General features: G+C 70.6%; 14 protein-coding genes. 12 read left to right on the top strand and 2 right to left on the bottom strand.

Annotation, left to right across the window (positions count from 1 at the left end; all coding sequences use genetic code 11):
• Window positions 1–72 precede the first annotated feature (72 nt).
• From pstC to VF746_23840, 12 genes are all read left to right on the top strand, one after another.
• Window positions 73–1,065 (top strand): phosphate ABC transporter permease subunit PstC, encoded by a 993-nt coding sequence (pstC, locus tag VF746_23785; GenBank protein HEX8695455.1) that lies wholly within the window; start codon window positions 73–75, stop codon window positions 1,063–1,065.
• Entirely contained in the window at window positions 1,062–1,973 is a 912-nt protein-coding gene (gene pstA, locus VF746_23790) for a phosphate ABC transporter permease PstA (protein HEX8695456.1), read from the top strand. Before pstC ends, pstA begins: the two co-directional genes overlap by 4 nt.
• Before the next feature lie 5 nt (window positions 1,974–1,978).
• Window positions 1,979–2,821 carry a phosphate ABC transporter ATP-binding protein PstB gene (gene pstB / locus VF746_23795; GenBank protein HEX8695457.1) on the top strand — a complete coding sequence of 281 codons (843 nt, stop codon included), beginning with the start codon at window positions 1,979–1,981 and terminating at the stop codon, window positions 2,819–2,821.
• Entirely contained in the window at window positions 2,818–3,525 is a 708-nt protein-coding gene (gene phoU / locus VF746_23800; GenBank protein ID HEX8695458.1) for a phosphate signaling complex protein PhoU, read from the top strand. The genes pstB and phoU overlap by 4 nt, the downstream gene beginning before the upstream one ends.
• A 339-nt stretch (window positions 3,526–3,864) precedes the next feature.
• Complete coding sequence (locus tag VF746_23805) at window positions 3,865–4,155, top strand: hypothetical protein (GenBank protein HEX8695459.1); 291 nt, start codon at window positions 3,865–3,867, stop codon at window positions 4,153–4,155.
• Entirely contained in the window at window positions 4,152–4,949 is a 798-nt protein-coding gene (locus VF746_23810) for a helix-turn-helix domain-containing protein (GenBank protein HEX8695460.1), read from the top strand. Before VF746_23805 ends, VF746_23810 begins: the two co-directional genes overlap by 4 nt.
• A gap of 396 nt (window positions 4,950–5,345) precedes the next feature.
• A complete protein-coding gene (locus tag VF746_23815) occupies window positions 5,346–6,182 on the top strand; it encodes an SDR family NAD(P)-dependent oxidoreductase (protein ID HEX8695461.1) in 837 nt (278 codons plus the stop codon).
• Window positions 6,183–6,247: 65 nt separating this feature from the next.
• Entirely contained in the window at window positions 6,248–6,895 is a 648-nt protein-coding gene (locus VF746_23820; protein HEX8695462.1) for a hypothetical protein, read from the top strand.
• Between the two features lie 317 nt (window positions 6,896–7,212).
• Complete coding sequence (locus tag VF746_23825; GenBank protein ID HEX8695463.1) at window positions 7,213–8,226, top strand: isocitrate/isopropylmalate family dehydrogenase; 1,014 nt, start codon at window positions 7,213–7,215, stop codon at window positions 8,224–8,226.
• Window positions 8,227–8,247: 21 nt separating this feature from the next.
• Window positions 8,248–8,571 carry a hypothetical protein gene (locus VF746_23830; GenBank protein ID HEX8695464.1) on the top strand — a complete coding sequence of 108 codons (324 nt, stop codon included), beginning with the start codon at window positions 8,248–8,250 and terminating at the stop codon, window positions 8,569–8,571.
• On the top strand, window positions 8,572–8,796 hold the full coding sequence (locus tag VF746_23835) for a hypothetical protein (protein HEX8695465.1): 225 nt from the start codon (window positions 8,572–8,574) through the stop codon (window positions 8,794–8,796).
• A 294-nt stretch (window positions 8,797–9,090) separates the two neighbouring features.
• Entirely contained in the window at window positions 9,091–10,275 is a 1,185-nt protein-coding gene (locus VF746_23840; GenBank protein ID HEX8695466.1) for an acyl-CoA dehydrogenase family protein, read from the top strand.
• Window positions 10,276–10,411: 136 nt separating this feature from the next.
• Here VF746_23840 and VF746_23845 read toward each other — a convergent pair whose 3' ends face one another.
• Window positions 10,412–10,609, bottom strand: coding sequence for a hypothetical protein (locus VF746_23845; protein ID HEX8695467.1), 198 nt, complete (start codon window positions 10,607–10,609; stop codon window positions 10,412–10,414).
• A 574-nt stretch (window positions 10,610–11,183) separates the two neighbouring features.
• A complete protein-coding gene (locus VF746_23850) occupies window positions 11,184–11,393 on the bottom strand; it encodes a hypothetical protein (protein ID HEX8695468.1) in 210 nt (69 codons plus the stop codon).
• Window positions 11,394–11,862 lie beyond the last annotated feature (469 nt).

Genomic DNA, 11,862 nt, shown 5'->3' on the forward strand with positions numbered 1-11,862 from the left:
CGTGCTGGGGCCGCGCCGAGGTTCCAGCACTTTCGCACTTTCGCACTCTCGCACTTTCGCACTGGGAGTCTGATGCAACCGACGCCCGAAGAGGCGGGGGTGCTGGCCGGCCCCCGCCCGCTCCTTTCCCGGCTGGTCCCCGCGTGGGGGCGCGGCAACCTCTCGGACCGGACGTACTCGGCCGTGATGGCCGCGTTCGGGCTGGCGATCCCGGTCCTCTTCCTCTTCATCCTGCTGCGCGTGGGCGCGGCCGCGTGGCCCGCCGTGCGCCGGTTCGGCGGCGGCTTCGTCGCCGCGAGCGACTGGAACCCGGTGGCGGGGAGCTTCGGCGCCCTGCCGTTCGTCTACGGCACCCTGGTCTCCAGCCTCCTGGCGCTCGTGATCGCGGTGCCGCTCGCGGTGGGGCTCGCCATCTTCCTCACCGAGCTGGCGCCGCGCTGGCTGGCCGCCCCCATCGCCTTCGGCACCGAGCTGCTGGCGGCGATCCCGAGCGTCGTCTACGGCCTCTGGGGGATCTTCGTCCTGGTCCCCTGGCTGCGCGCCCACGTGCAGGCGCCGCTGGCGGACGGCCTCGGCGAGCGCGTCGGGCTCTTCGCGGGGCCGGCGTACGGGACCAGCATCCTGGCCGGGGGGGTGATCCTGGCCATCATGATCGTCCCCTTCGTCTCCGCCGTCTCCCGCGAGGTGCTGGCCGCCGTCCCCGTGGCGCAGCGCGAGGCGGCGCTGGCGCTGGGGGCCACCCGCTGGGAGATGACCTGGCAGGTGGCGCTCCCGTACGCCACCCCCGGGATCATCGGCGCGGTGATCCTGGGGCTCGGGCGCGCGCTGGGCGAGACCATGGCCATCACCATGGTGATCGGCAACCGGCCCAGCGTCCCCACCTCGCTCTTCGCGCCGGGCTACACCATGGCGAGCGTGCTGGCCAACGAGTTCAGCGAGGCCTCCGACGACCTGCACCTGGCCGCGCTGATGGAGATCGGGCTGCTGCTCTTCGGCATCACCATCGTCGTGAACTCGATCGCCCGCTTCCTGGTGTGGCGCGTGGCGCGGAGGGCGGGGAAGTGAGCGGGCCCGCGCTCCAGCCCTTCGGCGAGTCGGCCGCGGCCGCCGTGCTGCCCGGGCCGCGGCTCAGCCTGCGCGACCGCCGGCGCCGCGCCACCAGCCTGGTGATGCTCACGCTCACGGGGGTGGCGGCCGCGCTCACCGTGCTCCCGCTCCTGCTCATCTTCTTCCACCTGCTCAAGGAAGGCGTCTCGGCCCTCGGCCTGGACTTCTTCACCGAGCGGCCGGCGCCGGTGGGCGAGGCGGGAGGCGGGGTGGGGAACTCGATCCTGGGCACTTTCCTGGTGGTGTCGCTGGCCGCCGCGATCGGGCTGCCGGTGGCGGTCGGCGCGGGGATCTACCTGGCCGAGGGGCAGGGGAGCCGCGTGGCGAACGCCATCCGCTTCGTCACCGACGTGATGAACGGGATCCCGTCGATCGTGATCGGGATCTTCGTCTGGGCGTGGGTGGTGGTCTCCATGGGCCACTTCTCCGCCTTCGCGGGCGGGGTGGCGCTGGCCATCATGCTGGTGCCGATGGTGACGCGCACCACCGAGGAGATGGTGCGCCTGGTCCCCCGCGAGCTGAAGGAGGGCGCGCTGGCGCTCGGGCTCACCCGCTGGCGGACGACGCTCGGGGTCGTCCTCCCCGCGGCCAGGAGCGGCATCCTCACCGGCGTGCTGGTGGCGCTCGCGCGCATCGCGGGCGAGACGGCGCCGCTCCTCTTCACCGCCTTCGGCAACCCGTTCTGGGAGTGGCGCCTGGGGCAGCCGGTGGACGCGCTCCCCGTGCGCATCTTCCAGTACGCCATCTCGCCGTACGAGGAGTGGCACCGCCTGGCCTGGGCGGGCTCGCTCCTGCTGATCGCGCTGGTGCTGGCCGTGAGCCTGGCCGCGCGCTTCCTGATCCGCAGCCCCTACCGCAGCCGGTGAGCGACATGCACGAGACCGCGGCCCCCGCGCCCGTGGGCGCCGCTCGATTCGAATCCTCCGATCCGGCGCCGGCAGCGGTCTCGGCGCCGGAGACCCCCGCCGTGGAGGCGGCGGACTTCTCGTTCTGGTACGGCGGCGCCCGCGCGCTGAACGACATCACGCTCTCGATCCCCGGGCGCCGGGTGACGGCGCTGATCGGGCCCTCGGGGTGCGGGAAGAGCACCTTCCTGCGCTCGATCAACCGGATGAACGACCTGATCCCGGGGGTGCGCCACGACGGCGACATCCTGATCCGCGGCCAGAGCGTCTACGACCCCGGTGTCGACGTCGTCCAGCTGCGCAAGCGGGTGGGGATGGTGTTCCAGAAGTCGAACCCGTTCCCCAAGTCGATCTACGACAACGTGGCGTACGGCGCGCGGGTGAACGGGCTGGCGAGGGGCCGCCGCGCGCTGGACGAGGTCGTGGAGCGCTCGCTCCGCCAGGCCGCGCTCTGGGACGAGGTGAAGGACCGACTGGACCGCAGCGCCCTGGGCCTCTCCGGCGGGCAGCAGCAGCGCCTGTGCATCGCCCGCGCGCTCGCCGTGCAGCCCGAGGTGCTGCTGATGGACGAGCCGGCCAGCGCGCTGGACCCGATCGCCACGCAGAAGATCGAGGAGCTGATCTACGAGCTGAAGGACGAGTACACCATCGTGATCGTGACCCACAACATGCAGCAGGCCGCGCGCGTCTCCGACTTCACCGCCTTCTTCTACCTGGGCGGCCTGGTGGAGGTGGACCGCACCGACGTGATCTTCACCAACCCGCGCCAGGAGCGCACCGAGGCCTACATCACCGGGAGGTTCGGATGACGCCCGTGCCGGGCATGCGCCACTTCCACGAAGAGCTGGCGCGGCTCAAGTCGCAGCTCCTGGAGATGAGCTCGCTCGCGGAGGAGCTGGTGGAGCAGGCCGTGGACGCGCTCCCCGAGCGCGACACGGCCCGGGCGCAGTCGGTGATCGCGCGCGACCGCGACCTGGACGCCATGGAGATCGTCGTCGACGACATGTGCATCCACCTGCTGGCGCTGCAGCAGCCGCTGGCCAGGGACCTGCGCCTGATCACCATGGCCATGAAGATCTCCAACGACCTGGAGCGCGTGGGCGACCACGCGGTGAACATCGCCGAGGCGGTGGGGCACCTGGCCGCGCAGCCCGTGTTCCTGGAGTTCGCGGAGATCGACGAGATGGCGCGCCTCGCCCGCGAGATGCTCTCCGACGCGCTCGACTGCTTCGTGCGCGCCGACGCGGCGGCCGCGCGCGAGGTGTGCCGGCGCGACGACCGGGTGGACCAGATGCACGAGTCGCTCTTCCGCATCCTGCTCACGCACATGATGGAAGACCCGCGGCGGATCGGCCCGTCGATGTCGCTCTTCCTGGTGAGCCGCAACCTCGAGCGCATCGCCGACCTAGCCACCAACATCGCCGAGGACGTGGTGTTCCTGGTGGAGGGCCGCAACATCAAGCACGGCGCCGAGATCGGCCCCCCGCCCGAGGAGGCCTCCCGCTTCGCCTGATCCCGGTCCGGAAATGACGGCAGGTCTCACGCAGAGTCAGCGGAGTCAGCAGAGCCCCCCTTCTGCTGACTCTGGCTCATTCCGCGTGAGCGAGTCTTCCGGATCGGTACAGGCCTTCGCATTTGATCAATCCACCCGTCCGCGCAAAGCCCCTCCCCAGGCCGGCGAGGGGCTTTGCACGTCACCGCGTTCCACTGCGCTCTTGCCAAGCATCTGATCACGCCTTTATTTTCGTCCACTTCGTTCACTTCTGTTGTCCTGCCGCAATTCCCCACGGTTGATTGTCCTTTCTTGACACGGATGAGAAAAGGACATATCGTTCCCACCGCGAGAGAGCCAATGCCCTATTCGCTGCCGTTGCCGGAGCCATGGAAGAGCCGCGGGTGGAAGCTGAAGATCGCCGAGAAGGAAAGGCTGGAGCCGCCGCACGCGACGCTCTACTTCCGCACGTGCAGGTGGCGGGTCTGCCTGCGCGGCGGCAGGTTCCTCGATCCGGAGCCCGATCCGGCCTACGTGCCCCGCGACCTGGTCGCGGCGGTCCACCGTGAGCTGCCGGTGCTGCGCGCCGCGTGGGACGGGATGTACCCGCGCAACCCCGTGTGGTCGAAGCCAAAGGAAGCCCTGACATGAACGAGGAAGTCCTTCTGCTGGAGCCGAAGCGGTCCCAGGCCGGCCCGCGCCCCGACCTGCCGGCGCGGAGCCTTTCCTCGACCCGCGAGGTCGCGGAGGCCGCCGTCTCCTCCGGGCGCGGGCCGAAGTACTGGGTGGCGCAGGGGGTGCGGCCCCTGCTGGAGGTGCTGGCGTCGGGGCGCGGGCCGCGCGGCGACCACCGCATCATCGTCCTGCAGCCCCTGGACGCGGCGCGGCTGGCGGTGCTGGACGCGGCGTTCTACCGCGTGCTGGTGGGGAACCCCGGCACCAGCCTGCTGCCGCTGGAGGAACTGGTGGAGGTGCTCGCGTCGCCCCGCCGCGGCGAGTTCTTCATCGGCGGGGTCGTCGACCGGCAGGACGAGGTCGTGGTCCTGTACCGCGGCAACATGGAGCCGCTCCTGGTGCCCACCTCGTGGTTCGAGCCGTCGGGCAACGGCGTCCGCCCCGACTTCGACGACTTCGGGGTCACCGACTTCGGCCAGACGGTGCGCCTGGGCGAGTACGAGGCCACCGCCGACGCCGTCCTCTACGAGTTCGACGCCGAGTACCGCCGCAAGCTGCGCAGGCAGAGGCGCGAGGAGGACCGCTCCTTCGGCGCGTGCCTGCGCCGCCTGCGCCTGCAGAAGGGCGTGGCGCGCGACGAATTCCCCGGCGTCTCCGAGAAGCAGATCGCCCGCATCGAGCGCGGCGAGACGGGCCGGCCGCGCGCCGCCACGCTCGAAGCCATCGCCGCGCGGCTGGGGGTGCGGCCGGAGGAGATCGAGGAGTACTGATCCAGCCTTTCGCCCGCTGCCGGCCGGCGGGCGAATGGAAGGCTGCAACGACCACACGAAGTCCGCCTTCGCGGACTACCGCCTTTCGCGCATTCCGCGGGGGCGGAGCGCGCATCCGGCTTCGCGATCGGCTGCGCGTGCGCGGCACCTTCCACCCGGCGCGGAAGTTGCGCCCCACGGCTCCGCAGGGCGAATCGTCCGCCGCGGCGGGCCGGACGCACGTCCGTTCGGCTTGCCGCATCCCGCGGCGGCGCATTACAATTCGCCTGCACCCGTCCAACTCGGAACCTCCATCACGGTCGCTTGATGCCCTCTCGCGAGCCCGAGACGCGCGACCCGGAACCCCACGAACAGCCTTCGGCCTCGTACAAACCGCTCGCGATGGAGGGCCTGCGGGTGGCCGACCCCGTCGAGCAGCTCCTCGAGGAGATGGTCGAGGAGACGCAGCCCAAGTCGCTCAACTACGGGGCGAGCCTGCGGGGACGGGTGGCGATGGTCACCGGCGGGGCCACGGGGATCGGCAAGGCGATCGCGCTGGAGTTCGCGCGCCACGGGGCGCACGTGGCGTTCAACTACTTCACCTACGACGGCGGCGGCGACATCCGCGGCGAGGCCGAGCAGACGGCGCGCGAGATCACGCACCTGGAGGTGCGCGTCCACCACGACGAGTGCGACGTGCGCGACCCCCGGGCGGTGGAGCGCTTCGTGGCCGAGACGCAGGAGCGCCTGGGCGGCGTGCACATCCTGGTCAACAACGCGGGGATCGCGCGCGACCGCGCCCTCTGGCGGCTCTCCGACGAGCAGTGGCGCTCGGTGCTCGACACCAACCTCACCGGCGCCTTCCACATGATCCGTGCGCTGGCGCCCGTCTTCCGCCGCCAGCACGACGGGAAGATCGTCAACGTCAGCTCGGTGCACGGCATCCGCAGCGAGTTCGGGCTGGCCAACTACAGCGCCTCCAAGGCGGGGCTGCTGGGGCTCACCCGCTCGGCGGCGCTGGAGCTGGGGCCCAGCAACGTGAACGTGAACGCCGTGGCGCCCGGCTACATCCGCACCACGCGGCTCACCAGCGGCGTCCCGGCCGAGATCCTGGACTCGGCGCGCGAGCGCGCGGTGCTGGGGCGCCTGGGCGACCCGCAGGACGTGGCCAACGTGGTGGTCTTCCTCTGCTCCGAGTACGCGCGCCACATCACGGGCGTGGTGATTCCCGTCGACGGGGGGCACCTGCTGTAAAGTGCGAAGTGCGGCGTGCGAAGTGCTGGAGCGCGCCGGCCGAACCTCACCTCCTCCCATTTCCCATGCCCAACCGAATCTCCCTGCCGCGCCGCCGCGGCGTGCGCGCGCTCGCCCTCGCCGCGTTCGCGCTCCTGGCCGCCTGCGGGCGCCCCGCCGCGCAGGCCAGGCCCGAGCGCCCGAAGCCCGCCGGGGCCGTCTCCGCCATGGACCTGGGCGGGCAGAAGGTGCTGATCCTCCCCGTGCAGTCCGTGCGCGGCCTCCCGGTCACGCGCGACCAGGCCACGGCCGAGATCGTGTTCGCGCTGGGCGAGTGGGACGCGCGGACTCCCTGGGTGACGCCCGAGCAGCTCCGCGCCGCGCTGCGCCGCGCGCCCGGGTACGCGCCCGACCCCGGCACGCTCCCGCGCGACGCCTTCGTCCACCACCAGGAGCGCTACGTGGTGGAGCCGCTCATCGGCCAGCTCAGGCGCTACACGGCGCTGATGGACACGCGGCTGGTGCTGGTGCTGCGCGAGGCCGCCTGGCTCCCCGTCCCCGACGGCTCCGGCGGCGTGGTGCGGCTCAGCGCGGCGATGATCGACTCGCGCAACGGCAACATCGTCTGGCTCGGCGAGGCGGACGGCCCCGCCCGCCCCCAGGCCGACGCCGCCGGGGTCGCCACCGCGGCGGCCGCGCTCGCGGCGCGGATGGTGGTGCCGGGCCAGCAGTAGGAGTACGGAAGTACGGGAGTAGGAAAGTACGGGGTACGAAGTACGAGGTACGACAAACGATCTCCCCCCTCGCCCGGTCGCCGGGCGAGGGGTTTTGCTTGCCCGGAGCGGCGGGCGTATCTTGCCGCACACGATCCCTGCTTCCCGTCGTTTCGCGGCCGGGCCGGCTCCGATGGCGGCCCGGTGCGCGGAACCCGGCGCGGGAGCCCGCGGGGGCGGGCTTCGTGCGGTTGTTGCAGCGAGCTCGTTCGCCCGGCCGGGGGCATGCCTGGCCCGCAGCCCATCTCGCAATCGAATCGGACCAGAGCGGAGACCGAATGGCGCACACCGTCACGCTGATCCCGGGCGACGGGATCGGGCCGGAGATCACCGAGGCCGTGGTGCGGGTCCTGGAGGCCGCGGACGCGAACATCGAGTGGGAGCACGCGAAGGCGGGCGAGGGCGCGCTCAAGGAGCTGGGCGACCCGCTGCCGAAGGACACGCTGGAGTCGATCCGGCGCAACCGCATCGCGCTCAAAGGCCCGCTCACCACGCCCAGCGGCACGGGCTTCCGCTCCATCAACGTGGCGCTGCGCCAGGAGTTCGAGCTGTACTCCAACGTGCGCCCCGCGCGCACCCTGGTGGCGGGCGGCCGCTACGACGACATCGACCTGGTGCTGATCCGCGAGAACACCGAGGGGCTCTACAGCGGCGTGGAGCACTACATCGGCATCGGCGACGACCCGCGCGCGGCGGCCGAGAGCGTGATGCTGGTGACCCGCTTCGGCGTCAACCGCATCCTCCACTACGCCTTCGACTACGCGGTGAAGCACGGCCGCCGCAAGGTGACGCTGGCGCACAAGGCCAACATCCTCAAGTACACGCAGGGCCTCTTCCTCGACATGGGGCGCGAGATCGCGAAGAAGTACGAGGGGCGCGTGGAGTTCGAGGACCGCATCATCGACGCGACGGCCATGCAGCTGGTGCTGGACCCCTACCGCTTCGACGTGATCGTCTGCGAGAACATGTTCGGCGACATCCTCTCGGACCTGATCGCCGGGCTGGTGGGCGGGCTGGGGCTGGCGCCGGGCGCCAACATCGGCGAGGACGCGGCCATCTTCGAGGCGGTGCACGGCTCGGCGCCCGACATCGCGGGGCAGGGCGTGGCCAACCCGGCGGCGCTCCTCATGGCTGCGGTGATGATGCTGGACCACATGGGGATGAACGAGACGGGCAGGCGCGTGCAGCGGGCGCTGGAGGCCACCATCCGCGAGCAGGACACCCTGACGCCCGACCTGGGCGGCACCGGGAGCACCTCCACCTTCGCCGACGCGGTGATCCGCCGGCTCTGACGGCGGGCGGAAGGAGGCGGGATGAGCGACACGGGCGAGGCGCCGTTCGACTGCCGCAACTGCGGCCGCACCGTGGCGGGCGAGAAGCCCGACGCCAACGGGCTCTGCCAGGCGTGCCGCGCCGAGGTGGTGCGGCGCTCCACCGCGCTGGCGGTGCTCCCGGCGCTCCTGGTGGCCGCGCTCTACGTGTGGCTGCTGTCGGCGTTCGGGATGTGGGACTCGCGCTTCGTGATCTTGTGGACCGCGCTGGGCGCGGCGCTGGCGTGGTTCACGTTCAAGGTGGCGCGGCGGGTGCTGTTCGACGTGGTTCGCAGCCGCGGCGTGAAGGTCTCCCGGACGGGATAGATGCGCGATCTCCTGGCTTCACCCTGGATCAACGTGCTGGGCGCGGTGGTGGGCGGGCTGCTGCTGGGCTTCGGCATCGGCCGCTTCGCGCACACGCCCTCGGTCGCCCCCGCGGTGCTCGCCGTGCTGGGCCTCATCCTCCTCTGGTGGTCCGTCTCCGACCGCCGCAAGGCGCGCCCCGACACCCCCGAGAGCGAAGTCCGCGGGGGGCACACGATCGAGTAGAAACCGCAGTGCGTGAGTGCGCTGGTCCGCCAGTCTCGTTCGAATCCAAAAACCAGATGGTCGCACGCAGAGCAGCAGAGTCAGCAGAGGAACCCATCGCAGCTCTCTGCTGGCTCTGCTGCTCCGCGTGAGATTCGAATTCGGATCTTCATCCGAAACGGATCCTGGCGATCGGGATGAGTCCCCGCGTACCCTCGCACTTCGCACCCGCCGTTCGCCTTGCCCCGACCCTCCCCCGGCCTATATTCCCCCGCCTCTTCCTGACCCATCGACCAGACGAGGCGAGCCACGGAAATGGCCAGGTTCCAGGGCGTAGACTACTTCGACATAGACTCGCTGCTCACCGAGGAGCAGCGCATGATCCGCGACACCGTGCGCGAGTGGGTGGACGACAACCTGCTGCCGGTGATCAACGACGCGTACATCGGGCGCTACCTCCCGAAGCAGCTCATCCCCGGCATGGCCGAGCTGGGCGTCTTCGGCGCCAATCTCCCCGAGGAGTACGGCTGCGCGGGGCTCGACAACGTCAGCTACGGCCTCATCATGCAGGAGCTGGAGCGCGGCGACTCCGGCATCCGCTCCTTCGCCAGCGTGCAGGGCGCGCTCTGCATGTACCCGATCTACGCCTTCGGCAGCGAGGAGCAGAAGCGGAAGTGGCTGCCGCGCATGGCCGCCGGCGAGGTGATCGGCTGCTTCGGCCTCACCGAGCCCGACTTCGGCTCCAACCCCGGCGGGATGATCACCCGCGCGCAGAAGACCGACGACGGCTGGGTGCTGAACGGGGCCAAGATGTGGATCACCAACGGCTCCACCGCCAACATCGCCATCGTCTGGGCCAAGACCGGCGCGCTCGACGACACGAAGTCGATCCGCGGCTTCGTCGTCCCCACCGACACCCCCGGCTTCACCGCGCGCGACCAGAAGGGGAAGCTCTCGCTGCTGGCGTCGGACACCTCCGAGCTGGTGCTGCAGGACGTGCGCGTGGGCGACGACGCGCTGCTGCCGAAGTCCGGCGGCCTCAAGAGCCCGCTCATGTGCCTCACGCAGGCCCGCTACGGCATCGCCTGGGGCGCAGTGGGCGCGGCCATGGCGTGCTACGACGAGGCATTGAGCTACGCGAAAACCAGAGTGCAGTTCGACGGCAAGCCGATCGCCGCCACGCAGATCCAGCAGACGCGCCTGGCCGAGATGCTCACCGGCATCACCCGGGCGCAGCTCCTCTGCTGGCGCCTCGGCGTGCTCAAGGACGAGGGGAAGGTGCGCCCCGAGCAGGTGTCGCTGGCCAAGCGCAACAACGTCGACATGGCGTGCGAGGTGGCCCGCGAGGCGCGGCGGCTGCTGGGCGGCAACGGCATCCTGGTGGAGTACCAGGCCATGCGCCACATGGCCAACCTGGAGTCGGTCTACACCTACGAGGGCACCCACGACATCCACGGCCTGATCCTGGGCAACGACATCACCGGGATCCCGGCGTTCTGAAGACGCGGCTGGGCGGCGAACGACCGTGGGCCGGCCCGCCTCGCGCGGACCGGCCCACGTGCAGGGAGCTTCGCCTGCATCGGTCTCAGGCGGGAAGTCGCGGCAGTCCTGTCCCTGTCATGCGTCGGCGGTTGGGCTATTTGCAGCCGCAGGAGTCTCCGCAGGAGGGCCCGATGTGCGTCTTGCAGCCGTTCTCGCTGGGTTTGATCTCCGAGAAGGCCGTCTGCTCGCACTCTTCGAAGGCGACCACCGTTCCCTCGCCGGAGAGCAGCGGTGTGGTGGCGAACGAGTCGACGTGGAGGGATTCCAGCTGCAGCGTGATCTTGCGCATCATGATCTCCCGGTGGGATGTGTTTTCCAGACGAGCAGGTCCACCATTGTAGCGATCCCGCCGGCGCCGGACCAGAAAAAATCCTCCATCCCACGCTCTACGGACCTCGGGCATCGTAGAACCGCGGGTTGGGGCGTGTCCCTCCGCTGCGCTCCGGGCCGGGCTGCGCGCGCCGTAGGGCACGATACGCCTGTGCCCAACGGCGCCGGGTCACCGCCGCCACGAAACCCCCGTGGCGGCGGCGTCCCGGCCCTGTCGGGCGCGCATCCCTCACGCAACAGCCAGGAATCACCGGCGATCAACTGGCCTCGCCCCTGTCGTTCTGAGGTCCGGCAACGCCAACCCCGCTTTCCGCACGAATCGCCGCAGGGCCGAAGCGTCTTCTCACCCTGCCCCGAGGGTCGGGCGCGGCAGCCGCGCGGATGCCGGCCATGCCCCGGATTCCTTGCTCCTGATCCTGGGTAGCGACATCATCGGGATCCCCGCGTTCTGAAGATACGGCGGGCGGCGAACGACGTGGGCCGGCCCGCCTCGCGCGGACCGGCCCACGTGCGGGGGGCTTCACCGGCGCCAGGACTCAGGCGGGACGGGGGCAGTTCGGTCCCTGGCACGTGTCGCAGGTGGCCTGGTTCGACGCGCAGTCTTGCGTCTTGGGTGGGATCTCCGACCAGGCCGTCTGCTCGCACTCTTCGAAGGCGACCACCGTTCCCTCGCCGGAGAGCAACGGCGTGGTGGCGAACGAGTCCACGTGGAGGGATTCCAGCTGCAGCGTGATCTTGCGCATCATGATCTCCCGGTGGGATGTGTTTTCCAGACGAGCAGGTCCACCATTGTAGCGATCCCGCCGGCGCCGGACCAGAAAAAAATCGCCCATCCCACGGTCTGCGGACATCGGGCATCGTGGAACCGCGGGTTCGGGCGTGTCCCTCCGCTGCGCTCCGGGCCGGGCTGCGCGCGCCGCAGGGCACGATACGACCGTGCCCAACGGCGCCGGGCCACCGCCGCCACGATACCCCCGTGGCGGCGGCGGCCCGGCCCTGTCGGGCGCGCATCCCTCACGCAACGGCTCTCGGAAGGCGGAATTCCTGACATCGACCGATCTCCCGTGTCATTCCGAGGCCCAGACCGTGTGAAAACCTCCGCGACTGGGAGTTGCGACGGTTTTCAAGAAGAGCGAGACGCGAAATTCGGGGTGAGCGGCCTGAGCAGCGTCTCAGATGCGTCTGGAGGGAGAACCCGCTCCTCTGGAGCCTTGA

This window comes from Longimicrobium sp., from assembly GCA_036389795.1.
Taxonomy (GTDB): Bacteria; Gemmatimonadota; Gemmatimonadetes; order Longimicrobiales; family Longimicrobiaceae; genus Longimicrobium.